Genomic DNA, 25,413 nt, shown 5'->3' with positions numbered 1-25,413 from the left:
GTGGTCAGGAATTTATCGCTGGAATTTTGTCCGGAGAATGTAACGGGATTTGAGTGCGCCACAAAACAAATGTGGGAGCGAGCACCCCCGCTCCCACAGCAGAGCCCCGCGCGGCTCACTGCATCGCCGGAATCGGCTCCGATGGCGGCGGGATATTGGTCGGATTGGCCGGCGGTGTGATCGTTTCGGCAGCCGGTGCAGGATCTGCACTCGGTGCCGGGGTGATCGGCGCGGATTCCGCAGGCGGCACCACGGGTTCGGAACCCGCTGGCGTCGGTGCAACCGTGGCCGGCGCAGGCGTCACTGCAGGAGTGGCCGGCGTCATGGTCTGGGCTGGCTCGACAATGCCGGGTGGCGGTGGCGCTGGCGCTGTCTCGACTGCCGGGGCAGGTGTTGTCGGCGCTACAGCCGCAGGCTTCGGCTCCGGAACACCCAGATCAGTCTTGGGTTTTTCTTCGATGTGTGCGGCTTTCTTCGCATCGGCTGGCAGGAACAGCTCAACCAGGGTGAAGAAACGCTCGTAGAACTTCTGCGACGTCACAGTCTCACTGGCCACCTTGACCATCGAATCATCGGACGAGCCGATCGGCATCGACACCGAACCCAACACGCCGACCCCGAGGCTGGCGGAGTTGTTGGTCTTCTTCAACGCGTAGCGATCCTGCAAGGCATTGGCGAACACCGTGGCATGGTGTTTGGAACTGCCGTCTTCGGTACACACCACGTTGAAGCTGATCTCCATGTGGGTTTCACCGGTTTGCTGGAAGCTTTTGTGGCCACTGATCAGTTTCGGGTCACTGCTGGTGATGATATAGCCCTGGCTGAGCAACGCACGACGGGCCGCCTCGCAGCTCGCGGTGTCAGCCACCGGATAATTGCGCGAGAACGTGCCGGAATCATCGAAGTTCTCATGCTCATAGATCGGCTTGTCCTTCGAACAGCCAGCAACAGCGGTCAACAACAGCGCCAACCCAACGACACGCATGGGAGTTGAAATCAACATTGAACATCCTGAGGGAAAACAGTCCGGGGCGTATTGTGCAACAGAACTTGGCCCTGCGGCGCATGGATTGTGTCTTAAAGCCGTTACAACCTTATTGACCATGGTTTGCCGGAAAAAGTCGCAGCCACTCGCCGCAAGGGCAAAACGGCCAGCCGCCACACCCGAAGCAACGGAACCAGCCAAATCCCAAGCATAAAAAAGCCCCGACCATCAGATCGGGGCTTTCCTGTTACCACTCAGTCAAACATCAATAGCGCTTGATATCCGCCTGACTTTCCAACTGCTTGCGGAACGCCGCGAAATCCTGCTGACCTTCACGCGAAGCAAGGAAGCGACGATACTGCGCCTTCTCTTCATCAGTCGGCGCCACTGCTTCATTCACACCGTCCAGGCGCACGATCATCAGGCTACCGTCCTGCAAGGTCACGCTGCTGAATGTCGGCTTGCCCTTGGCCGCCGGTTTCGGCATACGGAACAACGCCTGCAGCACAGTCGGATCAACCCCTTCCTGAGCGCGAGTGGCCGCCGTGACAACCTTCCAGTTCTGACCCTCGACAGCCTTGTCCAGCGGAGTCTTGCCATCGCGCAGACTGGCGATCAGCTGGTCGGCCTTGGTCTTGGCCGCAGCACTGGCATGCTCTTTGGTCAACTGCGCGCGGATCGCCGTGTTGACGGCTTCCAGAGGCAACTGCTCAGGCTTCAGGTGTTCCTTGGCACGCAGCACGACCACGGTTTCCGGGTCCAGCTCGATGCCGGTGCTGTTGGCGTTTTCTTCCAGCACTTCCTGGCTGAATGCAGCGCTCACCACAGCACGGTTGGCCGCAATGCCTTCGCCACCTTCACGGCCGAACGGCTTGGAAGTGTGCACAGTCAGTTTCAGATCTGCCGCTGGCTGGGCCAGGTCAGACGCTTCGAACGCCGAGTCTTCCAGTTGCTTGGTCGCCTCGACAAAACGCTGCTCGACCTGTTGAGTCTTCAGCTCGCGGGTCAGCTTGTCTTTCAGGCTGGCCAGGGTCGGAACTTCTGGCGCTTCAACACCCAGCAGCTTGATCAGGTGGTAACCGAAGTCGGTACGCACCGGCTCGGACACCTGGTCCTTGTTCAACGCGTACAGGGCTTTTTCGAAGGCTGGGTCATAGACGCCAGGACCGGCGAAACCGAGATCACCGCCATTGTTGGCCGAGCCCGGATCCTGCGAGAACTCCTTGGCCAGCGCTTCGAATTTCTCGCCCTTGGCCAGACGCGCCTGGACTTCTTCGATCTTGGCCTTGGCCTGAGCGTCGGTGGTCTTGTCGTTGACTTCGATCAGGATATGCGCGGCGCGGCGCTGTTCCGACAGGTTGGCGATCTCTTTCTGATACGCCGCCTGCAGGTCTTCGTCCTTGACCGCAACCTGGTCGAAGAACGAAGACTTCTTCAGCTCGACGTAATCGACAACCACCTGCTCTGGGGTCATGAACTCCTTGGCGTGCTCGTCGTAATAAGCCTTGACCTCATCGTCGGTCAGCTTGACCGCGGCCGGGTCGGCCTTGACGTTCAGCGAAGCGAAATCGCGGGTCTGTTTTTCCAGACGGGCGAATGCCAGCACTTCAGCGTCGGTGACGAAACCGCTGCCGGCAACACCGGCACGCAACTGACCGATCAGCATTTCCTGAGCCAGCATCTGGCGGAATTGCATGCGGGTGTAGCCCAGTTGACGGATCACCTGATCAAAGCGCTCGGAGCTGAACTTGCCGTCCACCTGGAATTCAGGGGTCTGCAGGATCACCTGATCCAGTGCACCTTCGGAGAAAGCGAATTTCGATTGTTCTGCGCCTTGCAACAGCAGCTTGCGATCGATCAGGCCCTTGAGGGCCGATTCGCGGAGCATTTTTTCGTCAAGCAAGGATGCATCGAAATCCTTGCCCAGCTGTTGCATCAGCTGACGGCGTTGCATGTCAACGGCCTGGCTCAGCTCGTTCTGGCTGATTTCTTCACCATTGACCTTGGCCGCATCGTTGGTGTGCGTCGTGGCCTTGAAAATAGCGTCGAAACCGGTCAGAGCCATCAGTGCAACGATGACCCCGATAATGGTCTTGGCAATCCAGCCTTGTGAATTGTCCCTGATATTCTGCAGCATGCGTCCCCCAGAAACGGTTGAACTTCAAAAATTTGGCAACCGTGGAGCGTGGGTAGAATCCGGATAGAAGAAAGGCGCATCCGAGGATGCGCCTTCTCGTAACTGGCGGAGCGGACAGGGCTCGAACCCTCGATCCCGGCGTTACAGGCAGCTGTTCCAGCGACCTGCTCTACCGCTCCGCTGCCAAGTCAGGCATGACCCCGACCCGGATGGGTAAAAACCTGAAACAAACTAACTTAGTTAACAGCTTCTTTCAGTGCTTTACCGGCTTTGAAACCTGGCTTTTTAGCAGCCGCGATTTGCAGCGTCTTGCCGGTCTGTGGGTTACGACCAACGCGAGCTGGACGATCAGTCACGGAGAAAGTGCCGAAACCAACCAGAACAACGGAGTCGCCGGCCTTCAGAGCGCCAGTGACGGATTCGATAACAGCGTCCAGCGCACGGCCAGCAGCAGCTTTCGGGATATCAGCGGATGCAGCGATAGCATCAATCAGTTCCGACTTGTTCACTCTAAGTCCCCTTATATCTATTTTGAGATGATTCTAAGTTTTTTGGTGAAAGCAAAAACGAGTGCTGAATGGCCTACAGACACTTAAGAGCCGCTTTATAACAAGGGCTCTAAAAAGCTGTCAAGGAAGCCCCCCAGGCAAAAACGTATTAATGCGTGCTAATTCTTTCCTTTGAATCAGACTCACGTTTTTCGTCCTTGGAAACTATCTCCGGAGCCACATCCGGCAAGGGCTCCGGCGCGTATTGCAGCGCAATTTGCAGGACCTCGTCAATCCATTTAACCGGTTTAATCTGCAGATCCTGCTTGATATTGTCAGGAATCTCCTTCAGATCGCGCACGTTCTCTTCCGGAATAATCACGATCTTGATTCCACCGCGGTGAGCGGCAAGCAGTTTTTCCTTCAGACCACCGATTGCCAGCACTTGACCACGCAGGGTGATTTCGCCAGTCATGGCGACATCGGCGCGCACCGGAATCCCGGTCAATGCCGATACCAATGCCGTGCACATGCCGACACCTGCGCTTGGACCGTCTTTCGGCGTCGCGCCTTCCGGCATGTGAATGTGGGTATCGCGCTTCTCATGGAAGTCCAGCGGAATGCCCAGGCTCTTCGCACGGCTGCGCACAACGGTCAGGGCTGCAGTGATCGATTCGACCATTACATCACCCAACGAACCGGTCTTGATCAGTTGACCTTTGCCCGGAACCACAGCCGCTTCGATGGTCAGCAATTCGCCGCCCACCTGCGTCCACGCCAGGCCAGTTACCTGTCCGATCTGATCCTGCTGCTCGGCCAGACCGTAGCGGAATTTACGCACACCCAGGAAATGCTCCAGCAGATCAGCTGTCACTTTTACCGAGAAGCGTTTTTCCAGCGCATGCTCTTTCACAGCCTTGCGGCAGACCTTGGCAATCTGACGCTCGAGGCCACGCACACCGGCTTCCCGGGTGTAGTAACGGATGATGTCGCGGATCGCTTCCTCGTCGAACTCCAGCTCACCCTTCTTCAGACCGTTGGCGGCGATCTGCTTCGGTGACAGGTACTTGACGGCGATGTTGATCTTTTCGTCTTCGGTGTAACCCGGCAGACGAATGACTTCCATTCGATCCAGCAGTGCTGGCGGGATGTTCATCGAGTTCGAGGTGCACAGGAACATCACATCCGACAGGTCGTAATCGACTTCCAGGTAGTGATCGTTGAAGTTGTGGTTCTGCTCCGGATCGAGCACTTCCAGCAATGCCGACGCCGGGTCGCCGCGCATGTCGCTGCCCATCTTGTCGATTTCATCGAGCAGGAACAGCGGGTTGCGCACGCCCACTTTTGTCATCTTTTGAATCAATCTTCCTGGCATCGAACCGATGTAGGTTCGACGGTGACCACGAATTTCCGCCTCGTCACGCACGCCACCCAAGGCCATGCGCACGAATTTGCGGTTGGTGGCGTGAGCAATCGACTCCGCCAGCGAGGTTTTACCCACGCCAGGCGGACCGACCAGGCACAACACCGGGCCACGGATCTTCTTCACACGTTTTTGCACGGCGAGGTATTCAAGGATGCGTTCCTTGACCTCTTCAAGGCCGTAATGATCGGCATCGAGAATGTCTTCCGCACGCGCGAGGTCGAGGCGTACCTTGCTCTGCGCCTTCCACGGCACCTGCACCAGCCAGTCGATGTAGGAGCGCACCACGGTGGCTTCAGCGGACATCGGCGACATCTGCTTGAGCTTGTTCAGCTCGGCAGTGGCTTTGGCCAGGGCATCCTTCGGCAGGCCGGCCGCATCGATGCGCTTTTTCAGCTCTTCGATTTCGTTGTGACCTTCGTCACCGTCACCCAGCTCTTTCTGAATGGCCTTCATCTGCTCATTCAGGTAGTACTCGCGCTGGCTGCGTTCCATTTGCTTTTTGACGCGGCCGCGAATGCGTTTTTCGACTTGCAGCAGATCGATCTCGGCATCCAGCAAGGCGAGCACGTGCTCGACACGGGCCGACAAATCGATGATTTCGAGGATTTCCTGCTTCTGCTCGATTTTCAGCGCCATGTGCGCAGCCATGGTGTCAACCAGGCGGCCAGGCTCATCAATGCTGTTGAGCGACGACAGGACTTCAGCCGGGACTTTCTTGCCCAACTGCACATATTGTTCGAACTGCGACAGCAGGCTGCGCACGAACACTTCGGATTCGCGCTCGGCGGCGTCGACTTCGTCGATCAGCGAAACTTCGGCGCGGCAATGCCCGTCGACTTCGCTGAAGCGCTCTACAGCGCCGCGCTGCTCACCTTCGACCAGAACCTTGACGGTGCCGTCTGGCAGCTTCAGCAGCTGCAGCACCGTCGCAATCGTACCTACGCGATAGAGAGCGTCTTCACCGGGATCATCATCAGCCGGGTTTCTCTGGGCCAGCAGCAGGATCTGCTTGTCGCCCGTCATCGCGGCCTCGAGGGCTTCGATGGATTTCTCGCGCCCCACGAACAGCGGGATAACCATGTGCGGATAAACCACGACATCACGCAATGGCAGGAGAGGCAATTCGATGGTTGTCTTCATGATTTCGCCTCTACGGCGGCCATATGGCCGTAATCAGATGGAATTAAGCTTGAAACCAAGATGGGGGCTGCCTTGAAAAAAAACAAGCGCAAAGCGGATGTAAAAAACGCCATAAAAAAAAAGAGGCCCGAAGGCCCCTTCTTTGTTCCGGCAGTGTGGACGCTTACGCGTCCGGCGCTGCCTTGGCCGTCGGCTCACTGTTTTCGTAGATATACAGTGGCTTGGACTTGCCTTCAATCACGCTTTCATCGATGACGACTTTGCTCACTTCGGACTGCGAAGGGATTTCGTACATCGTGTCGAGCAGCACACCCTCAAGAATCGACCGCAGGCCACGGGCACCGGTTTTACGCTCCAGAGCTCGCTTGGCAACCGATTTCAGTGCGTCGGTCCGGAACTCCAGATCCACGCCTTCCATCTCGAACAGCTTGGCATACTGCTTGGTCAGAGCATTTTTCGGCTCGGTGAGGATCTGCATCAGCGCAGCCTCGTCGAGCTCGTCCAGCGTCGCAAGAACCGGCAGACGACCGACGAATTCCGGGATCAGACCGAACTTGACCAGATCGTCAGGCTCGACTTCACGCAGGGATTCACCGACTTTCTTGCCTTCTTCCTTGCTGCGCACTTCTGCGTTGAACCCGATGCCGCCCTTGGTGGAACGGTTTTGAATAACCTTCTCCAGACCGGAGAACGCACCACCGCAGATGAACAGGATGTTACGGGTGTCGACTTGCAGGAATTCCTGCTGCGGATGCTTGCGGCCACCTTGCGGCGGGACGGAAGCGACCGTGCCTTCGATCAACTTGAGCAAGGCCTGTTGCACGCCTTCACCGGAAACATCGCGGGTGATCGACGGATTGTCGGACTTGCGGGAAATCTTGTCGATTTCGTCGATGTAGACAATGCCCATCTGGGCCTTTTCCACGTCGTAATCGCACTTTTGCAGCAGTTTCTGAATGATGTTCTCGACATCTTCACCTACGTAGCCAGCCTCGGTGAGGGTGGTGGCGTCGGCGATGGTGAATGGAACGTTCAGCAAGCGGGCCAGTGTTTCGGCCAGCAGGGTTTTACCGGAGCCTGTCGGGCCGATCAGCAGGATGTTGCTCTTGCCGAGTTCGACGTCGTCAGCCTTCTTGTCACGCTGGTTCAGACGCTTGTAGTGGTTGTACACCGCTACGGCCAGAACCTTTTTCGCACGCTCCTGACCGATTACATACTGGTCAAGGATGCCGCTGATTTCTTTAGGCGAAGGCAATTTATGCGCGCTGCTTTCGGCCTGTGCTTCCTCCACCTCCTCGCGGATGATGTCATTGCACAAGTCGACGCACTCGTCGCAGATAAAGACCGAGGGGCCGGCAATCAATTTGCGTACTTCATGCTGGCTTTTGCCACAGAAGGAGCAATAGAGCAGCTTGCCGTTGTCCTCGCCGTTGCGGGTGTCAGTCATTCGTTCGATCCAAATCCGATAGGCTTGCAACACAAGATGAAGGCTATTGCGGGCTTTTTCAAGCCCGCTGGTGGTCGGACCTGCCGACCCACCTTATTTTGAGCTGCTTATTTTACGCAGGACGCTGGTTGATGACTTCGTCGATCAGACCGTATTCCTTCGCAGCTTCTGCACTCATGAAGTTGTCGCGGTTGGTATCGCGCTCGATTTCTTCAAGCGTACGACCGCTGTGCTTGGCCATCAGCGTGTTCAGACGCTCGCGGATGAAGAGGATTTCCTTGGCATGGATTTCGATATCCGAGGCCTGACCCTGGAAACCGCCCAGCGGCTGGTGAATCATCACACGCGAGTTCGGCAGGCAGAAACGCTTGCCTGGAGCACCGGCCGTCAGCAGGAATGCACCCATGCTGCACGCCTGACCAATGCACGTCGTCGATACGTTTGGCTTGATGAACTGCATGGTGTCGTAGATCGACATGCCCGCTGTCACCGAACCGCCCGGGGAGTTGATATAGAGATGGATGTCCTTGTCCGGGTTTTCCGCTTCAAGGAACAGCAATTGCGCACAGATCAGGTTGGCCATGTAGTCCTCTACAGGACCCACCAGAAAGATTACGCGCTCCTTCAGAAGGCGCGAGTAGATGTCATAGGCGCGCTCGCCACGAGCAGATTGCTCGACAACCATCGGGACCAGGCCGCCGGCGGCCTGGATATCAGAGTTCTGCTGAATATACGAATTACGGAACATGCTCTGCAGTCACTCCCAAATAGTTATGTCTTGAATACGCATAAGCCAGCTCGAAGGCTGGCTTATGTGTGTACTTCCTAACGCAAAAACAATCAGTCGGCTTTTGGAGCTTCTACCGGCTTGACCGCTTCTTCGTAAGAGACCGATTTGTCGGTCACGCTAGCTTTCTGCAGAACAGTATCCACAACTTGTTCTTCCAGCACAACCGAACGGACTTCGTTCAGTTGCTGCTCGTTCTTGTAGTACCAGGACACGACCTGCTCAGGTTCCTGGTAAGCCGAAGCCATTTCCTGAATCATTTCACGAACGCGGGCTTCGTCAGGCTTCAGGTCGAACTGCTTGACCACTTCAGCCACGATCAGACCCAGCACTACACGGCGCTTGGCTTGCTCTTCAAACAGCTCGGCCGGCAGTTGATCAGGCTTGATGTTGCCGCCGAACTGCTGAACAGCCTGCACGCGCAGACGGTCAACTTCGTTGGACAGCAGAGCCTTTGGCACTTCGATCGGGTTGGTGGCCAGCAGACCGTCCATGACCTGATTTTTTACCTTGGACTTGATGGCCTGACGCAGCTCACGCTCCATGTTCTTGCGAACTTCGGTGCGGAAGCCTTCCAGACCGGTTTCCTTGATGCCGAATTGAGCGAAGAATTCTTCGTTCAGCTCTGGCAGCTTAGGTTCGGAAACGGTGTTTACAGTCACGGTGAACTCGGCGGTTTTGCCAGCCAGGTCCAGGTTCTGATAGTCCTCAGGGAAGGTCAGGTTCAGAACGCGCTCTTCGCCTGCCTTGGCGCCAACCAGGCCTTCTTCGAAGCCCGGAATCATGCGACCGGAACCCAGCACCAGCTGAGTACCTTTGGCGGAGCCGCCGGCGAATGCTTCGCCGTCAACCTTGCCAACGAAATCGATGTTCAGCTGGTCTTCGTTCTGGGCAGCGCGGTCGGCCACTTCAAAACGGGTGTTCTGCTTGCGCAGGATGTCCAGCATCTTGTCCAGATCGGCGTCAGCCACGTCAGCGCTCAGGCGCTCGACAGTGATGCCGTCGAAACCGGCAACGGTGAACTCAGGGAACACTTCGAATACGGCAACGTATTCCAGGTCCTTGCCAGCTTCCAGCGACTTCGGCTCGATCGAAGGCGAACCGGCAGGGTTCAGCTTCTGCTCAACCACGGCTTCATAGAAGGAGGACTGGATGACATCACCAACAGCTTCCTGACGAGCGTCAGCACCGAAACGGCGCTTGATTTCGCTCATTGGCACTTTGCCTGGACGGAAGCCAGCAATCTTGGCCTTTTGGGCAGTCTGCTGCAGACGCTTGTTGACCTGGCTCTCAATGCGCTCAGCCGGCACGGTGACGCTCATGCGGCGCTCAAGAGCAGTAGTATTTTCAACAGAAACTTGCATGGATATTCCTCGTTGCACAGACGTTAGCCGGCCGTTTCCGACCCCAGAATCAAGGGCATGCATTCTAGTGGGTCAAACTCAAGAAGTCACCCTACTGAAAACGGGTAAAAAAACAGCAGGCCATTTATAGGTGTGAATGCAGCAATGCATTCCACCCCGAAGACGAATAAAGACCATCACGCCAGGGCTCTGCTTCAACCGCTTCTATATATAGAAGAGACTGCGAGCCATCTCCCTGACGGCCGATCCGGCGAACATGGCCGGTGGTCGACACGCAGGCTGCAAGCCCGTAAACACGACGAAACGCCCTGCCCGTCGACCCGAAACCCGGCGCAATAAACCACAAACCGTAAAACAAAAAAGGCGCCAGACTGTTAAATCTGGCGCCTTTTCGAAATATGGGGTGGACGATGGGGATCGAACCCACGACAACGGGAGTCACAATCCCGTGCTCTACCAACTGAGCTACGCCCACCATATTGCGTCACAAAAAAGCCATTCAACTTCTTTGCTGAACTTCATCAGGCCTGCGGCAAGAATGAAGCTTTAATTGGTGCGGATGAAGAGACTCGAACTCTTACGCCTCGCGGCGCTGGAACCTAAATCCAGTGTGTCTACCAATTCCACCACATCCGCAGATGAAGCTTTTAAAGCAAAGGCGCCAGACTGTTACATCTGGCGCCTTTCGAAATATGGGGTGGACGATGGGGATCGAACCCACGACAACGGGAGTCACAATCCCGTGCTCTACCAACTGAGCTACGCCCACCATATCGCGCTACTTGTGCCAAAGCTGCCTAATGGCGCACCCGGCAGGACTCGAACCTGCGACCATCCGCTTAGAAGGCGGATGCTCTATCCAGCTGAGCTACGGGCGCCTTATTAATCTGTAACCTTGGAGGACTACAAACTAAATGCTTTCCAGCTTCGCAGAACGCTAATTCCGCTCAACCTTCTTAACCAGTGCTAGGCTGTGCCCGACAAGTGCGACGAATAGTATAGAGCGCTCCCAAGGTCGTCAAATCCTTTTTGAAAAAAATTCATTTAATTAAAGGAGTTAGGGGAATTTGCTGACCAAGCGCCTTTGCCCTCACCGTCTGACATGCGAGAATGCGTTCTCTTTTTTTCCCCTCTCGATGGTTAATCACGCGCAATGACTGCACAACTAATCGACGGCAAATCGATCGCCGCCAGCCTGCGCCAGCAGATCGCCCAACGAGTTGCCGAGCGTCGCCAGCAAGGTCTGCGCACTCCCGGCCTCGCGGTGATCCTGGTCGGCAGCGATCCTGCCTCTCAGGTTTATGTCTCGCACAAGCGTAAAGACTGTGAAGAGGTAGGCTTCCTCTCTCAAGCCTACGACCTGCCCTCCGACACCACTCAAGAAGCGCTGACCGATCTGATCGATCGCCTCAACGACGACCCGGCCATCGACGGCGTGCTGCTGCAACTGCCCCTGCCCGAGCACCTGGACGCCTCCAAACTGCTGGAGCGCATCCGCCCGGACAAAGACGTCGATGGCTTTCATCCTTATAACGTCGGTCGCCTGGCACAGCGCATCCCGCTGCTGCGTCCGTGCACGCCAAAAGGCATCATGACCTTGCTGGAAAGTACTGGCGTGGACCTTTATGGCCTCGACGCGGTAGTGGTGGGCGCCTCCAACATCGTCGGTCGCCCGATGGCAATGGAACTGCTGCTGGCCGGTTGCACCGTGACCGTCACCCACCGCTTTACCAAGGATCTGGCCGGCCACGTCGGTCGCGCCGATCTGGTGGTGGTCGCCGCCGGCAAGCCGGGCCTGGTCAAGGGCGAGTGGATCAAGGAAGGCGCGATCGTGATCGACGTCGGCATCAACCGCCAGGACGATGGCAAGCTGGTCGGTGACGTGGTGTACGAAACCGCTCTGCCCCGCGCCGGCTGGATCACTCCGGTGCCGGGCGGTGTTGGCCCGATGACCCGCGCCTGCCTGCTGGAAAACACCCTCTACGCGGCAGAAACCCTGCACGCCTGAGAGGTTTTTCCGCAATAAAAGAACCCCGCTTTGTGCGGGGTTTTTTGTATCTGAGAAAAAACACTAACCGTTCGCCGGAAACCCCTCTTTTTACAGGCCTTTTCACGAGATTTTCAGGTCATTCAAACAACCATCGACAGATCTTCAGCCATACTCCTAGAATGCGACGCTTTGAAGAAATAACCCGTTACAAACTAACGGAATATCCAACCTTTATGAGTTCGCCCGCGTGAAAATTCGTCTTTCGATCCTGAGCCTGGTTTTTGCTTTTTCAGGCACATTCGTCACGCCAACCGTCAACGCCGCTGAAACCACTGCTGCGCCACGCGATGCTTCGCAACTGAAGATCGCCTCCGGCAGCGCCCTGCTCATGGATTTGCAGACCAATAAAGTCATCTATTCGAGCAACCCGGATGTGATCGTACCCATCGCGTCGGTCAGCAAGCTGATGACCGGGCTGGTGGTCGTTGAAGCGCACCAGAACATGGACGAATGGATCGACGTCGACATCAGCCACACGCCAGAAATGAAAGGCGTGTTCTCCCGAGTCAAACTGAAGAGCGAACTGCCGCGCCGGGAAATGTTGCTGATTGCCCTGATGTCCTCGGAAAACCGTGCAGCCGCCAGCCTTGCGCATCACTACCCGGGCGGTTATGCAGCATTCATCGCGGCGATGAATGCCAAGGCCAAGGCACTGGGCATGACCAACACCCACTATGTCGAACCGACCGGCTTGTCGGAACGTAACGTTTCCACCGCCCGCGATCTGAGCAAACTGTTGGTGGCCGCGAGCAAGCACCCGATCCTCACTGAACTGACGACCACCAAGGAAAAAACGGTGTCATTCCGCAAACCCAACTACACCTTGGGCTTCCGCAACACCGATCACTTGGTGAACAAGGCCGACTGGGACATCAAAATCACTAAAACCGGCTTCACCAACCCGGCGGGTCATTGTCTGGTGCTGGTGACACGGATGAGCAACCGCCCGGTTGCCCTGGTGATTCTCGATGCATTCGGCAAGTACACACACTTCGCCGATGCCAGCCGTATCCGCAGCTGGATGGAAACCGGACGCAGCACCAACGTTCCGGCAGTGGCCCAACAATACAAGGCCGAAAAGAACCTCAAGGCGCGCCAGAGCGGCGTGGTCGAAGCCTCCAAGTAACCGGAAAGACCAACTGTGGCGAGGGCGCTTGCTCCCGCTGGGGCGCGTAGCGGACCTTCTTTTTTAATAAGAAAAGGCCTGCTGCGCAGTCCAGCGGGAGCAAGCTCCCTCGCCACAGAGTTATTCAGCCAGTGGTTAAATACCCGTTATTCAATCATTGGGTAACGGCATTTTGTCGTCGTCCGGAATGCCATCGCCAGCGCTCGGATCTGGCGTCAGCACATTAGGCCGGGCCAACGGATCACGCAGCGGACTGTCCGGATCCAGCACGGGATCCACGTCATCCTCAGGCGTGGTCGGCACGCTGTCCGGTTTTTTATCATCAAAGCTGGAATCGGTACTCATACGCACCTCACTTAGGGTTTCAGGTCAGCCAACGGATCGTAAGGCTTGGCCGGACGCTTGCTGTCTTCGCCGGTTTCCACGTCCTTTGGCGCCTTGGCAGGGCCGACCGGATCAACCTGCGGGTCGTCGAGATCCGGGGAATCCGGATCGAAACCCAGATCATGACCGGACGAATGCTCGCTTGAGTGTGGGCCTTTCGGGGATGGGGAATCTGCCATGCTCGCCTCCTGATTCACCCGCACATTCGGGCTCTATCGTTAAGAGGCGTGCCGGGCGTGAGGGTGCCCGGCAAATGACGAACGGAGGCTTAATGTGCAGCCAGTGCCTTTTTGGCTTGCTCCGCTTCACGTTCCTGCCCGGCCTGCGCCAACTCATCGGCGGCCTTCAGCCAGCGCTGACGATCAACCTCGGCAGGAATCTGCGACGGCTTCTGGATCAGCACGGCCCAACCGCCCGACTTTTCGAACGCCGACTCGAAGGAACTGAAACTCATGAGTTCGCGGCGATTCATTCCGGCGCGCAACAGTACTTTCTGTTTCAAGCGGTCGTAACCGGAAAGAATGGCGTAACGCGGTTCAGCCCAGAACGCCGAGCCTTCACTGAAACGCACCATTACCGGATAACCGGCCGCCACCTGGGTCAACAAGGCTGGCAGGTTCTTGTCCAGCGGATAGACCACCATGCCGTAATCCCGGGCCAGGTTCTGCAGATTCTGCTGCAACTGATCCTGTGCCCCCGGCAGATGCAACGGTTTTTCCAGCAGCCCCGGCGTGATCATGATGCCCTGTTGCGACAACAGGCTGGCCAGCACCTGCGGACCACTCTGATTGGCTTCACCGCGATAGAATGTACCGCTGAGTTCGACCCGCTCCGGCAGGCGCTTGACCTGCGGCGCGACAGTGCCCGCACACCCCGCCAATACAGCCGCGCAACCGGCCACCAGCAACGCCCCTCGCAATCGAGTCAATACCTGCACCATTGTCACTCTCTGATCAGACGCCGGTCATCGTGTTCCGGCAACGCCTGCGATCATAGGGCGACGCACGGCTGCGGTATAGCCTTAACCCGCAGACCGATCGATTGCATAGAGCGAACTGATTGGTCATCACCGACCTTTGGTCAATAGTCTGAAACACCCCATTGTCTAGACTGTCACTGAAACAGAGCGAATTGAAAAAGTGTGTGCCCGATGCAGGGCAAAGAGGAGGCACTGATGAGCCTGACCATGACCATCGTAATGTTGATAGCCGGCTGGCTGGCCGTTGCCAGCGCCATGTTGTGGGGCGTGCTGCGCATTGCGCGGCGGCATCACCACCCGGTCGAATCCGCCTCGGCTCACAAGCCTGAAAAGCACCGTACCCGCCACGCGACCGCGCACTGACCGGTCAGTTGATGTAAGACCTCTGTAGGAGCTGCCGAAGGCTGCGATCTTTTGACTTTGAAGATCAAAAGATCGCAGCCTTCGGCAGCTCCTACATAAGGCACAAGCCGTACGGCATGAAGCATAAGCAAAAAGGCCGGCTGAACTCGACGAGTCCAGCCGGCCTTTTGGTTTACTGCAGGTTAAGCCTGCTGAGCCAGCTTCTTCTGCTTCGCCCGGCGCGACATCATGTTCAGCACTTCAATCGCTGCCGAGAAGGCCATGGCCGCGTACACATAACCTTTCGGTACATGGGCACCGAAGCCTTCGGCGATCAGCGTCATGCCGATCATGATCAGGAAGCCCAGGGCCAGCATCACCACTGTCGGATTGTCGTTGATGAACTTGGCCAGCGGCTCCGCTGCGAACAGCATCACCATCACCGACACCACCACCGCGATCACCATGATCGGCAAGTGTTCCGTCATGCCCACCGCAGTAATGATGCTGTCGATGGAGAACACCATGTCCAGCATCAGGATCTGACCGATTGCGGCAGCGAAGCCCAGGGTCACGGTCGAAGTCACCGTTTTCGGGTCTTCCGGGGCCGGGTCCATGCTGTGATGGATCTCGGTCGTGGCTTTCCACACCAGGAACAGACCACCGGCAATCAGGATCATGTCCTTCCAGGAGAACGCCTGGCCCATGATTTCGATTACGGGTTCGGTCAACTGCACGATGAAAGCGATGGTGCTCAACAGGGCCAGACGCAGAATCAGCGCCATGCCGATACCGATGCGGCGCGCCTTCTGCCGATGCTGCACAGGCAACTTGTTGGTCAGGATCGAAATAAAGATCAGGTTATCGATGCCGAGCACGATTTCCATCACCACCAGTGTGGCCAAAGCAACCCAGGCGGCGGGGCTGGCGGCGAGTTCTAACAGATATTCCATGGGTCAGTCCTGACTCTTGTATGACGGTTTTAGATGGTCTTGGAGGAAGATTCGGATTGTTCCGCATCTTTTTCCGGCGCTTCTTTTTTCTCGATCAAGCCGCCGGTGGCGTCGCTGAGCGCTTGTTCAGCAGCTTTGTGCGTATCGTCGATCGCCTGTTTGGCGCTTTCGGCCGCCTTGCCCATCAACTGCTGGGCACTTTTCTCGGCCTGATCGCAACCGGCCATGAGCAGTAAAGACGTAAACATCAATGCAGGGATTGTGTATTTCATGAGACTTCCTTCGAATGAACAGACAGGGTCACAGACCACCCGTCGATGGCTGGGCATTCTAGGGAGACAAACACTTCAGGAAAATTCGTATTTTTAGCGGCTATACTTCGGCTTTAACGAACTATGACCATCAGTGCAGGAGCTGTCGAAGGCTGCGATCTTTTGATTTTTTTAGCAAGATCAAAAGATCGCAGCCTGCGGCAGCTCCTACAGGGAGGGGGAACCTTAGAGTGCTCAATTACCGACAACTGCATTACTTCTGGGTGGTCGCCAAGACCGGCAGCATCGTGCGTGCCTGCGAGCAACTCAACCTCACTCCGCAAACCATCAGCGGGCAGATTTCGCTGCTCGAACAAACCTACGGTATTGAACTGTTTCAACGGGTCGGCCGCCAGCTGGAGCTGACCGAAGCCGGACGCCAGGCCCTGCCCTACGCTGAGCAGATGTTCCAGTTGGGCGGCGAACTGGAGTTGATGCTGCGTGCCCAGCCCAACGAACAGCAGATCCTGTTTCGCGTCGGCGTGGCCGACGTGGTACCCAAGTCCATCGTCTATCGGCTGATCGCGCCGACCATGGAGTTGCACGAACCGCTGCGCATCACCTGCCGCGAAGACAAACTCGAACGCCTGTTGGCGGACCTGGCGATCCAGCGTCTGGACATGGTGATTTCCGACAGCCCGATGCCGTCGCACCTCGACATCAAGGGCTACAGCCAGAAACTCGGCGAATGCGGGATCAGTTTTTTCGCCACCGCACATTTGGCGGCGCAATATGGGCAAGACTTTCCGCGCAGCCTCAACGGCGCACCGCTGCTGATTCCCGGCGCAGAAACCGTGGTGCGCAGCCGTCTGCAGCGCTGGTTTGCCGAGCAGCAGATCCAGCCACAAATCGTTGGGGAATTCGATGACAGCGCCCTGATGCAGGCCTTCGGCCAATCGGGCAGCGGGATTTTCATCGGTCCGAGCGTGATTGCCGATGAAGTCAAACGCCAGTACGGCGTTGAGGTGATTGGCCAGACCGACGCGGTGACCGAGTCGTTCTATGCCATTTCCGTGGAACGCAAGGTCAAGCACCCCGGCATCGTGGCGATTACCGAAGGTGCCCGACGCGAGCTGTTTACCGCGTTATGAGGTCTGGGCGCACTCTTCGCGCGGCTTGAGCGTCATCAAGACCATGGCGAGGAATACCGACAACAGAATGAACCCGGCAGCGGCGAAGCCGAGAAAGCTCAGGCCAGCACTGTCGATCACCCGCCCGCCGATCATCGCGCCCAGGCCGATACCGAGGTTGGCGCCGGCGATGTTCAGCGACGCGGCAAACGCGGGCGCTTGCGGCGCGGCTTTCATCAGGCGCACATGGCTGACCAGAAACAGCGCCGCCTGGGTGATTCCCCAGATGCCCATGGCCACCGCCAGGCCCAGCGTCGAGTGGATATTCGGCACCAGCGAGACCATGCCGGCAATCATGAACGCGCAGAACAGCACGGACGCCCCCAACGGATGACGATCCACTGCACGCCCGCCCAGCGAATTGCCGATCAGCCCGACCGCACCGAAGCCCATCAGGCACCAGCCAACCACGGTGCCGTTAAAACCCGCCAGACGCTCGAGAATGTCGGCCAGATAGGTGTAGGCGGTGAACATGCCGCTGAACACCAGAATCGACAACAGTACATGGCCGAGCATCAGCGGGCTGCGCAGGATCTTGAACTGCGAGCTGAAGCTGACCTGGTGCTGATGCAGGCTGGTTTTCGGCAGATAAACAAACAGCAGCAAGGCCTTGGCAAAAGCGATCACCGCCAGAATCGCGAATGCACTGCGCCAGCCGAACGCATCGGAAATCAACGTGCCCACCGGGATGCCGAATACCGTGGCGCAGACGATGCCGAAGCCGATCTTGGCAATCGCACGGCCGGCGTGATCCGGGCCGACGATGTCCACCGCTGTCTCGCTGGCCAAGGCCCAGAACACCGGCAGGCCGAGGGCCGGGATCAAGCGCGCAATGGCCATGACCCAGATGTTCGGCGCCAGCGCGGCAACGGTGTTGGCCAGGCCGAACATGATCAAAATGGTGATGAACAACTTGCGCCGCTCGAAGCGGGCGAAATAGGCGGTCAAAAACGGGCCGAACATCGCCACCGTGAAAGCGAACAGCGTCACCAGCAGACCCGCCTGCGGAATGGTTACCGCCAGGTCTCGGGCAATGGCCGGCAACAGGCCGACGATGACGAATTCCGTGGTCAGCACCGTGAATCCGGCAGCAGACAACAGAAGAATGGGCAACAGCATGAGCAACTCCAGCAAAACGACGACACCAGCGATGACCGGAAGGCCCGCTGGCAATGATTAAAATGAGGATGGCGAATCTTAACAGAGTGTTTCAGCAGTGACTTGCATAAACCTGCCGACTTGGCGATCAATCCGGTGGCAGATCGTCACAGGCCTGAAGGATAACGCCTACGCTGTGATAAAGTCCGCGCCCTGAAAAACGTACACCCTGTTCAGCGCCCGTTTAACAGCGTTGATCGCGCGTCAGCCCTTTCGGTTCGTGCCGGTGACCTGCCCCCTTGATGTATCACCGGTTTCACGCAACCTTGCACCCTATAAAAAATCAGAGATGCCGTTATGACCGCTTCATCCCCTTCTCTATTGCAACGCCTGAAAAACCTCAGTCTGGTCACGCAGATCTTGATCGGCCTGATCGCCGGTATCGCTCTGGCGTTGTTCGCCCCGGAAGCGGCAAAAGGCTCGGCGTTCATCGGCAAAGTATTTGTCTCGGCGCTGAAAGCCGTGGCACCGATTCTGGTGTTCGTGCTGGTAATGGCGTCGATTGCCAACCACAAGCACGGTCAGGAAACCCACATCAGGCCCATCCTGTTCCTGTACCTGCTCGGTACTTTCGCCGCAGCCGTGGTCGCGGTGATTGCCAGCATGGCGTTTCCCTCGCATCTGGTGCTGTCCACCGACAACGTGTCGGTCACCGCGCCGGGCGGCATTGCCGAAGTGCTGCAAAGCCTGTTGTTGAGCGTGGTCGACAACCCGGTCAGCGCGCTGATGAATGCCAACTTCATCGGTATTCTGGCCTGGGCGATCGGCATGGGCGTCGCGATTCGCCATGCCGGCGACACCACACGCGAGGTGCTGGGCGACCTGTCCAACGGCGTGACCGTGATCGTGCGTGTAGTGATTCGTTTCGCCCCGCTGGGTATTTTCGGTCTGGTGGCGTCTACCCTCGCCACCTCGGGCTTCGGCGCGTTGATCGGTTATGCGCACCTGCTGGCCGTGCTGCTGGGCTGCATGCTGTTTGTGGCGCTGGTAATGAACCCGCTGATTGTGTTCTGGAAGCTGCGCCGCAACCCGTACCCGCTGACCCTCAAGTGCCTGCGCGAAAGCGGCATCACTGCCTTCTTCACCCGCAGCTCGGCAGCGAACATTCCGGTCAACCTGGAACTGAGCAAGCGCCTGGGCCTGCATGAAGACACCTACTCGGTATCGATCCCGCTGGGCGCCACCATCAACATGGCCGGCGCAGCGATCACCATCACCGTGCTGAGCCTGGCTGCCGTGCACACGCTGGGGATTGCCGTGGACATTCCGACCGCGATCCTGCTCAGTGTCGTCGCGGCGATCTGTGCCTGTGGCGCCTCGGGCGTGGCCGGTGGCTCGCTGCTGCTGATTCCGCTGGCGTGCAGCCTGTTCGGCATTCCCAGCGAGATTGCCATGCAGGTGGTAGCGGTGGGTTTCATCATTGGTGTGCTGCAGGACTCGGCGGAAACAGCGCTGAATTCGTCCACCGATGTGCTGTTCACCGCGGCGGCTTGCCTCGGTGAAGAGGCGAAAATTCAGCGTTCAGTCTGAAGATCAAAAGATCGCAGCCTGCGGCAGCTCTTACATTAGGAATGCATTTCCCTGTAGGAGCTGCCGCAGGCTGCGATCTTTTGCGTTATCCAATAAAAAGCCCGCCAAGGCGTGAACCTTGGCGGGCTTTTTTGTTACGGGGTGTTTTAGTACGCGCCCATGTAATCGCGCTTACCCACTTCAACACCGTTGTGGCGCAGCAGCGCATAGGCAGTGGTGACGTGGAAGAAGAACTGCGGCAGACCGTAGCTCAGCAGGTAAGCCTGACCGCTGAAGCGCTTCTCCTTCGGCGTGCCCGGACGGGTCACGATCTCGATGCCTTCCTTGCCGTTGATCTGCTCCGGCTTGATCTCGCCGATGTAGGCCAGCACCTTGGCGATCAGCGCCTGCAGTTCGGCGAACGTGGTTTCAGTGTCGTCATACTTCGGGATTTCGACTTCGGCCAGACGCGAGGAAACGCCCTTGGCGAAGTCGACGGCGATCTGCACCTGACGCACCAGCGGGAACATGTCCGGGTACAGGCGCGCTTGCAGGAAGGCGTTCGGGTCGATGTTTTTTTCGGTGGCGTGGGCTTCAGCCTTTTTCAGGACATCGCTCAGGGCATTGAGCATTTGTTGAAAAACCGGGACGGATGCGGCGTAAAGGGAAATGGTCATGGCAGTCTCGTGTGGTGGCTGGGTGGAACGTGGAGGCGATTATAGCCATGCTTGATGACCACACGGCTTGCCTTTTGTTAGCCAAGGATTAGGCTAGGCGCCTTCGACTGCTGAGGGAACGCGCGATGACCACCGAACTTGCAACCACCACCGACGAACCACGGCTCAACGCCACGGAAATCCGCATTCTGGGTTCGTTGATCGAAAAACAGGCCACCAGCCCGGAAACCTATCCGTTGACCCTCAATGCATTGGTGCTGGCCTGCAATCAGAAGACCAGCCGCGAGCCGGTGATGAACCTGACTCAAGGCCAGGTCGGCCAGAGCCTGCGGGCGCTGGAAAGCCACGGTTACACCAAACTGGTCATGGGCAGTCGCGCTGATCGCTGGGAGCATAAGCTGGACAAGGCGCTGGAACTGGTGCCGGCCCAGGTGATTCTCACCGGTTTGATGTTCTTGCGTGGCCCGCAGACAGTGAATGAGTTGCTGACCCGCAGCGGCCGCATGCACGATTTCGAAGATGCCGAGCAAGTGGTGCATCAGCTTGAGCGCCTGATCGCCCGTGGGCTGGCGGTGTTGATACCGCGTCAGGCCGGACAACGCGAAGACCGCTACACCCATGCGTTGGGCGATCCGGCGGACATCGAGGCGATCCTGGCAGCGCGACAGAATCCTGGGGAGCGCGCGACCAGCGGCGTTTCGGTCGAGCGCATCGAAGAGCTGGAAGCACGGATTGCCGCGCTGGAAGAGCGCCTGGCGCGCCTCGAATAACCCCCGAAATCCTACTGTGGGAGCGAGCTTGCTCGCGAATGCGGTGTGTCATTTAGCAATGATGTGAATGACACATTGCATTCGCGAGCACGCTCGCTCCCACTGGGGCTGCACCAAGCCGAAGGTCTCTATTTACTCACCATCCCAGTAATCCACCCCGTCCGCCTGCCGCGCCACGGCGACAAAACCTGACGCATTGCCCTCGGCATCAACCTTGAAGTTGTCCATCACTGCGTATTTGTTGGAGTCCGGGTATTCGCAGATATCCGGTTGCTGCTGGGTGCTGACCGCCAGGTAACGCAGTTCCGCGTCGCTGGTATTGATGATCTGATGCGCCGTTTCCGGGCCGCCCGGCGGGCAGGCGATCACGTCGCCCGCGCGGATCGGAAAGCGTTCGGCACCCAAGCGCACTTCGCCCTCCCCGGCCACTACATAGAACATCTCTTCATTGACCCGGTGGCTGTGAAACGGACTACCGCGCATGCCTGGCGGCAAGGCGTACAACCGATAGCCGAGTTTCTGCGCGCCGAGCTGCTGGCCGATGCGCGCCATGCTTTGCTGGTAGCGACCCGCGGTTTCACCTTCCGGGGCAAGGGCTTCAGGCAGGGGTTCGAGTTCGACCTGGTGCAGGTTGAGGATGGGCGGATGCATGGGGTGCCTCGATCAGGTTTTTATGAGGGACAAGTCTTGGCTTGCTGAGGCCGCAGTATAGGCAACCCGATAAACCAAGTTGAATTCATCGCTGGCAAGCCAGCTTCCACAGGATTTGTGGTTGCTCACCTGGTTGTGTTGCAACCTGACACCTGTGGGAGCTGGCTTGCCAGCGATGGGGCCAACTCATCCGACACATAATCCAGAACATCAGCTGCGGGCGAAATTCACCGCCGCCGCAAACTGCTCTTCGCTCGGCCGCACCCCGGTGTACAACACAAACTGCTCCAGCGCCTGGATCGCAATCACCTCCAGTCCGGTAATCACTTTTTTGCCCTCGGCCCGGCCGCGCACGATCAGCGGTGTTTCCGACGGAATCGCTACCACATCGAACACGATCCCGGCTGCCTGGATCACTTCAGGCTCGAACGCCAGTTGCCCCGCCTCCGGCCCGCCGTCCATGCCCACCGGGGTGACGTTGATCAGCATCTGCGGACGTTCTTCACCCAACTCGGCCCGCCAGCGGTAACCCAGCGAGTCCGCCAGCGCCTGCCCGGCGCGCTCGTTACGCGCAACGATCAAGCCATTTTTGTAACCACCATCGCGCAAGGCGCTGGCCACCGCTTTGGCCATGCCGCCGCTGCCGCGCAGGGCGAACGTCGTATCCTTTGGCACCGCGTGGGTTTCCAGCAGCTGGGCGATAGCGATGTAATCGGTGTTATAGGCCTTGAGATGACCCTTGGTGTTGACGATGGTGTTGATCGACTGGATCGCTGCCGCCGATACATCCAGCTCATCAACCAGCGCGATACACGCTTCCTTGAAAGGCATCGACACGCCGCAACCGCGAATCCCCAGCGCACGAATCCCGCCGACAGCCCCCGGCAGATCCTGACTGCTGAACGCCTTGTAATAGAAGTTCAGGCCCAACTGCTCGTACAAATGGTTATGAAAACGCAGACCGAAATTCCCCGGGCGCCCGGACAGGGACATGCACAGCTGGGTGTCTTTGTTGGGATTCATCTGCATGAAACTTCTCCTTCAAACGGACTTTCGGATGGACGGAGTTAGCCATTCCATCGGGTTCTGAACGATCATAAGCGCCTGTCTGCAACGGGCCGCGTGCCCCTTTGACCCACCGGTAAAGAAGCCGGTACAGACCTTACACAAAATTTACCCAGCGGCTGTGCTGATTTTCAGAATTTCGCTGTCATAGAAGTATCCCCGCGACAACGTTGGGCCTGGTGCAGGCCCGGACGCCGGGTCGAAGAACCGAGGAATTATCATGATTCGTAAACTCCCCATCGTGGCCTTGTTGATTGGTGCATTCGCGATCACAGGTCAGGCAGAAGCCCACGGCGGTGGCTGGCAGGGTCCGGCCGTGTTTGGTGCGATCGTCGGCTCGGCCATCATCGGCTCGGCGCTGATCAACCAGGACCGGCCAGTCTACGTACAACAGCCTGTTTACGCTCAACCGGCACCGGTTTATGTGCAACAACCGCCGCCACCGGTCTATTACCAGCCGGCCCCGGTTTACGTGCAACAACCGGTCTACGTGCCTGGCCCGGTCTACTACGGCCCACCACGCGGCTATTACGGCCGGCCACACGGCTACTACGGTGGCCCGCGCTGGTAATCGCCAACAATCAGCCCTGCTTTATAGCGGGGCTTTTTTATGACCGTCGGTCGGGCAACGTCTGAAAAAATCTTGCCAAGGTCGCTGTGAGGACAGTTCCAGCGGCTAAAGTCGGCATGATGGACTTGACCGTTGGGGGCAAAACACAGAACGGTCATCGATTTGTCATGACGGAACCGCAATCTGAATCCGTCCGTAAACAACAGGTTGATAACAACAAGGACGACCCATGCCTACTCAGAATCCGCACCGCATCGTCGGCCTGTGCACTTCAAGCAAGGTGTACAGCGCGCTGACCGAACTCAAACACCTGGAGGGCCACCGCTGCGCCAAGTTCCTTTCGCTGCTGGCGGAGAACCTGGTGCACAAGGGCTTGCTCAACGAGCGCGAAGTGGTGCACATGCTCGACCAGGTTGTCGACTGAACCCGTCCTCACTGTTATCAATGACCACTATCGAGAGCGTTGATTGTCCCTGAGCACAGCGAATCCCTAAGGTAGCTCCACAGATTGATGGAGGTACTGGTCATGGCTCAGGTTCAAATCATGTCGGTCATCGGCAGCGCTGTTCCCGCATCGCTCAGAGCGTCGGGATTGCTCGCCTGCTGGTATCTGGTGCGCGACGGTGAGCCCATCAGCGGCCCGCTGACTTCGCTCCCGGCAGCGCAGGCACTGTCGCAGAAAATCGTCAGCGCGCCGTTCCATGCTTAAGGCAACTGGACTTTCGGTTTGGTCTCGATAAACAGCGCCCAGCTCGACATGAAGAGTGCCGCGATCAGCGGCCCGATCACGAAACCGTTGAGGCCGAACACTGCGAGGCCGCCGAGGGTCGAGATCAGGATCATGTAGTCGGGCATGCGCGTGTCTTTGCCGACCAGAATCGGGCGCAGCACGTTGTCCACCAGACCGATCACAAATACCCCGAACAGCGCCAACACCACGCCCTGCCAGATCATCCCGCTGAGCAGGAAGTACACCGCCACTGGCGCCCAGACGATTCCCGCGCCTACCGCCGGCAACAGCGACAGAAAGCCCATCAGCACCGCCCAGAGCAACGCGCTGGGGATGTCGAGAAACCAGAAAATCGCCCCGCCCAATGCGCCCTGAGTGACCGCCACCACCAGGTTGCCCTTCACCGTCGCCCGTACCACCCGGTTGAACTTCAACTGCAAACGACGTTTGTGGGTCTCTTCCAGCGGCACTGCGGTGCGTACCTTGCGTACCAGTTCGGCGCCATCGCGCAGAAAGAAAAACAGCAGGTACAGCATGATGCCGAAGCTGACCACAAACTCGAATGTGCCCTGGCCGAAACTGAAGGCCTGACTGGCCAGCACCTGACTGCCCTGCATCGACGCCTTGACGATTTTCTCGCGCAGACCGTTGAGTTCGCCCATGCCGAAGCGATCGAGCAAATGCTGAAAGTAAGGGGGCAAGCTGTGTTTGAACTGTGCCAGGTAGGCACCGATGTCCAGTTGACCGCTTTCGATGTTGTTGTACACCGTCGCGCCTTCCTGCACCAACAGGACGCTGAGAATGATCACCGGGAGAATCGCGATCACCAGGCAAATGCCCAGCGTGCAAAGCGCGGTCAGGTTGCGCTGCCAGCCGAATTTGAGCTGTAACTTGCGCTGCATCGGCGCAAACAGAATGCCGAGAATCACCGCCCAGAACACCGCACCGTAGAACGGCAGCAGGATCCAGATGAAGGCGACCGTCACCAACAGCAACAGCACGGTGAGGGATTTGAATTGCAGCGTTTTTTCGTTCATGTCCGATCCATGTCAGTCAGGCGTCACGCACGCCTCGAACCTTAGTCCACCGGGGCGTGCACGAGTGCCATCTTTGTTCATGGAGCATAGATCGCCTGGTAGAAGCAGCTCGCTGCACCTGATGCAGCGGGACCTTGTCATGGTGCCGGCGCGGCACAGATCAGCGGCACCCGCGCAAAGATAGATCCAGATCAAT

Annotated in this window: 26 protein-coding genes and 4 tRNA genes; 9 read left to right on the top strand and 21 right to left on the bottom strand. The window is 57.8% G+C overall.

Annotation, left to right across the window (positions count from 1 at the left end; genetic code table 11):
- Window positions 1-115: 115 nt before the first annotated feature.
- The 11 genes from GTQ41_RS10165 to GTQ41_RS10115 form a co-directional block, all read right to left on the bottom strand.
- On the bottom strand, window positions 116-1,003 hold the full coding sequence (locus GTQ41_RS10165; RefSeq protein WP_047291590.1) for a DUF2242 domain-containing protein: 888 nt from the start codon (window positions 1,001-1,003) through the stop codon (window positions 116-118).
- 247 nt (window positions 1,004-1,250) lie between these two features.
- Window positions 1,251-3,122, bottom strand: coding sequence for a SurA N-terminal domain-containing protein (locus tag GTQ41_RS10160; protein ID WP_047291588.1), 1,872 nt, complete (start codon window positions 3,120-3,122; stop codon window positions 1,251-1,253).
- Between the two features lie 236 nt (window positions 3,123-3,358).
- Window positions 3,359-3,631: an HU family DNA-binding protein gene (locus GTQ41_RS10155; RefSeq protein WP_008077714.1), complete on the bottom strand. Its 273-nt coding sequence runs from the start codon at window positions 3,629-3,631 to the stop codon at window positions 3,359-3,361.
- A 148-nt stretch (window positions 3,632-3,779) separates the two neighbouring features.
- On the bottom strand, window positions 3,780-6,176 hold the full coding sequence (lon, locus tag GTQ41_RS10150; protein WP_003223634.1) for an endopeptidase La: 2,397 nt from the start codon (window positions 6,174-6,176) through the stop codon (window positions 3,780-3,782).
- Window positions 6,177-6,339: 163 nt separating this feature from the next.
- Complete coding sequence (gene clpX / locus GTQ41_RS10145; protein WP_047291584.1) at window positions 6,340-7,623, bottom strand: ATP-dependent Clp protease ATP-binding subunit ClpX; 1,284 nt, start codon at window positions 7,621-7,623, stop codon at window positions 6,340-6,342.
- Between the two features lie 112 nt (window positions 7,624-7,735).
- Window positions 7,736-8,371 (bottom strand): ATP-dependent Clp endopeptidase proteolytic subunit ClpP, encoded by a 636-nt coding sequence (gene clpP, locus GTQ41_RS10140; protein ID WP_007951559.1) that lies wholly within the window; start codon window positions 8,369-8,371, stop codon window positions 7,736-7,738.
- A gap of 92 nt (window positions 8,372-8,463) precedes the next feature.
- Window positions 8,464-9,774, bottom strand: coding sequence for a trigger factor (gene tig, locus GTQ41_RS10135; protein WP_041073914.1), 1,311 nt, complete (start codon window positions 9,772-9,774; stop codon window positions 8,464-8,466).
- A 399-nt stretch (window positions 9,775-10,173) separates the two neighbouring features.
- Window positions 10,174-10,249 (bottom strand) — tRNA-His (locus GTQ41_RS10130).
- A gap of 76 nt (window positions 10,250-10,325) precedes the next feature.
- A tRNA-Leu gene (locus tag GTQ41_RS10125) sits at window positions 10,326-10,410 on the bottom strand.
- Window positions 10,411-10,467: 57 nt separating this feature from the next.
- Window positions 10,468-10,543, bottom strand: a tRNA-His gene (locus GTQ41_RS10120).
- A 32-nt stretch (window positions 10,544-10,575) separates the two neighbouring features.
- A tRNA-Arg gene (locus GTQ41_RS10115) sits at window positions 10,576-10,652 on the bottom strand.
- A 275-nt stretch (window positions 10,653-10,927) separates the two neighbouring features.
- Here GTQ41_RS10115 and folD point away from each other — a divergent pair.
- Window positions 10,928-11,782 carry a bifunctional methylenetetrahydrofolate dehydrogenase/methenyltetrahydrofolate cyclohydrolase FolD gene (folD, locus tag GTQ41_RS10110; RefSeq protein WP_041074114.1) on the top strand — a complete coding sequence of 285 codons (855 nt, stop codon included), beginning with the start codon at window positions 10,928-10,930 and terminating at the stop codon, window positions 11,780-11,782.
- A gap of 229 nt (window positions 11,783-12,011) precedes the next feature.
- Window positions 12,012-12,950: a D-alanyl-D-alanine endopeptidase gene (pbpG, locus tag GTQ41_RS10105; RefSeq protein WP_041074112.1), complete on the top strand. Its 939-nt coding sequence runs from the start codon at window positions 12,012-12,014 to the stop codon at window positions 12,948-12,950.
- 150 nt (window positions 12,951-13,100) lie between these two features.
- On the opposite strand, the gene GTQ41_RS10100 is transcribed toward pbpG, so the two are convergent.
- From GTQ41_RS10100 to GTQ41_RS10090, 3 genes are all read right to left on the bottom strand, one after another.
- Window positions 13,101-13,295: a hypothetical protein gene (locus GTQ41_RS10100; RefSeq protein WP_047291581.1), complete on the bottom strand. Its 195-nt coding sequence runs from the start codon at window positions 13,293-13,295 to the stop codon at window positions 13,101-13,103.
- 11 nt (window positions 13,296-13,306) lie between these two features.
- The gene (locus tag GTQ41_RS10095; RefSeq protein ID WP_041074110.1) at window positions 13,307-13,513 is read right to left on the bottom strand and encodes a DUF6021 family protein; all 207 of its coding nucleotides are present in this window, start codon (window positions 13,511-13,513) and stop codon (window positions 13,307-13,309) included.
- 89 nt (window positions 13,514-13,602) lie between these two features.
- Window positions 13,603-14,274, bottom strand: a complete 672-nt coding sequence (locus GTQ41_RS10090) for a lipoprotein (RefSeq protein ID WP_047291579.1) — start codon at window positions 14,272-14,274, stop codon at window positions 13,603-13,605.
- A 234-nt stretch (window positions 14,275-14,508) separates the two neighbouring features.
- Between GTQ41_RS10090 and GTQ41_RS10085 the strand changes: the two genes are divergently transcribed.
- Entirely contained in the window at window positions 14,509-14,676 is a 168-nt protein-coding gene (locus GTQ41_RS10085; protein WP_177440021.1) for a hypothetical protein, read from the top strand.
- 182 nt (window positions 14,677-14,858) lie between these two features.
- Here the strand turns inward: GTQ41_RS10085 and GTQ41_RS10080 are convergent, their stop codons facing one another.
- Both GTQ41_RS10080 and GTQ41_RS10075 read right to left on the bottom strand, forming a co-directional pair.
- Window positions 14,859-15,608 carry a TerC family protein gene (locus tag GTQ41_RS10080; RefSeq protein ID WP_047291574.1) on the bottom strand — a complete coding sequence of 250 codons (750 nt, stop codon included), beginning with the start codon at window positions 15,606-15,608 and terminating at the stop codon, window positions 14,859-14,861.
- Window positions 15,609-15,637: 29 nt separating this feature from the next.
- Window positions 15,638-15,880 carry a hypothetical protein gene (locus GTQ41_RS10075; protein ID WP_047291572.1) on the bottom strand — a complete coding sequence of 81 codons (243 nt, stop codon included), beginning with the start codon at window positions 15,878-15,880 and terminating at the stop codon, window positions 15,638-15,640.
- 230 nt (window positions 15,881-16,110) lie between these two features.
- Here GTQ41_RS10075 and nhaR point away from each other — a divergent pair, with 230 nt between their 5' ends.
- Window positions 16,111-17,010 (top strand): transcriptional activator NhaR, encoded by a 900-nt coding sequence (gene nhaR / locus GTQ41_RS10070; RefSeq protein ID WP_047291570.1) that lies wholly within the window; start codon window positions 16,111-16,113, stop codon window positions 17,008-17,010.
- Here nhaR and GTQ41_RS10065 read toward each other — a convergent pair.
- Window positions 17,005-18,168, bottom strand: a complete 1,164-nt coding sequence (locus tag GTQ41_RS10065) for an MFS transporter (RefSeq protein ID WP_047291568.1) — start codon at window positions 18,166-18,168, stop codon at window positions 17,005-17,007. The two genes, nhaR and GTQ41_RS10065, sit on opposite strands and share 6 nt — an antisense overlap.
- A gap of 336 nt (window positions 18,169-18,504) precedes the next feature.
- Here GTQ41_RS10065 and sstT point away from each other — a divergent pair, with 336 nt between their 5' ends.
- Window positions 18,505-19,737 (top strand): serine/threonine transporter SstT, encoded by a 1,233-nt coding sequence (gene sstT, locus GTQ41_RS10060; protein ID WP_047291566.1) that lies wholly within the window; start codon window positions 18,505-18,507, stop codon window positions 19,735-19,737.
- A 146-nt stretch (window positions 19,738-19,883) separates the two neighbouring features.
- Here sstT and GTQ41_RS10055 read toward each other — a convergent pair whose 3' ends face one another.
- Window positions 19,884-20,393: a DUF1993 family protein gene (locus tag GTQ41_RS10055; RefSeq protein WP_047291564.1), complete on the bottom strand. Its 510-nt coding sequence runs from the start codon at window positions 20,391-20,393 to the stop codon at window positions 19,884-19,886.
- 125 nt (window positions 20,394-20,518) lie between these two features.
- Here GTQ41_RS10055 and GTQ41_RS10050 point away from each other — a divergent pair, with 125 nt between their 5' ends.
- Window positions 20,519-21,163, top strand: a complete 645-nt coding sequence (locus tag GTQ41_RS10050; RefSeq protein WP_047291562.1) for a YceH family protein — start codon at window positions 20,519-20,521, stop codon at window positions 21,161-21,163.
- Between the two features lie 132 nt (window positions 21,164-21,295).
- Here the strand turns inward: GTQ41_RS10050 and GTQ41_RS10045 are convergent, their stop codons facing one another.
- The gene (locus GTQ41_RS10045; protein ID WP_047291559.1) at window positions 21,296-21,814 is read right to left on the bottom strand and encodes a cupin domain-containing protein; all 519 of its coding nucleotides are present in this window, start codon (window positions 21,812-21,814) and stop codon (window positions 21,296-21,298) included.
- Between the two features lie 210 nt (window positions 21,815-22,024).
- A complete protein-coding gene (locus GTQ41_RS10040) occupies window positions 22,025-22,843 on the bottom strand; it encodes a shikimate 5-dehydrogenase (protein ID WP_047291557.1) in 819 nt (272 codons plus the stop codon).
- 256 nt (window positions 22,844-23,099) lie between these two features.
- Here GTQ41_RS10040 and GTQ41_RS10035 point away from each other — a divergent pair, with 256 nt between their 5' ends.
- The 3 genes from GTQ41_RS10035 to GTQ41_RS10025 all read left to right on the top strand — a co-directional run bounded on the left by GTQ41_RS10035 (window position 23,100) and on the right by GTQ41_RS10025 (window position 24,159).
- Window positions 23,100-23,450: a hypothetical protein gene (locus tag GTQ41_RS10035; protein ID WP_007965394.1), complete on the top strand. Its 351-nt coding sequence runs from the start codon at window positions 23,100-23,102 to the stop codon at window positions 23,448-23,450.
- A gap of 229 nt (window positions 23,451-23,679) precedes the next feature.
- Window positions 23,680-23,874 (top strand): hypothetical protein, encoded by a 195-nt coding sequence (locus GTQ41_RS10030; RefSeq protein WP_025108897.1) that lies wholly within the window; start codon window positions 23,680-23,682, stop codon window positions 23,872-23,874.
- 102 nt (window positions 23,875-23,976) lie between these two features.
- Window positions 23,977-24,159 carry a hypothetical protein gene (locus GTQ41_RS10025; protein WP_041074091.1) on the top strand — a complete coding sequence of 61 codons (183 nt, stop codon included), beginning with the start codon at window positions 23,977-23,979 and terminating at the stop codon, window positions 24,157-24,159.
- Here GTQ41_RS10025 and GTQ41_RS10020 read toward each other — a convergent pair.
- A complete protein-coding gene (locus tag GTQ41_RS10020; RefSeq protein ID WP_047291553.1) occupies window positions 24,156-25,217 on the bottom strand; it encodes an AI-2E family transporter in 1,062 nt (353 codons plus the stop codon). The genes GTQ41_RS10025 and GTQ41_RS10020 overlap by 4 nt on opposite strands.
- Window positions 25,218-25,413: the final 196 nt, after the last annotated feature.

The organism is Pseudomonas sp. AN-B15, assembly GCF_019056475.1.
Classification (GTDB): domain Bacteria; phylum Pseudomonadota; class Gammaproteobacteria; order Pseudomonadales; family Pseudomonadaceae; genus Aquipseudomonas; species Aquipseudomonas parakoreensis.
The sequence above is the reverse complement of the archived record's forward strand: the minus strand, read 5'-3'. Positions and strand labels throughout refer to the sequence as shown.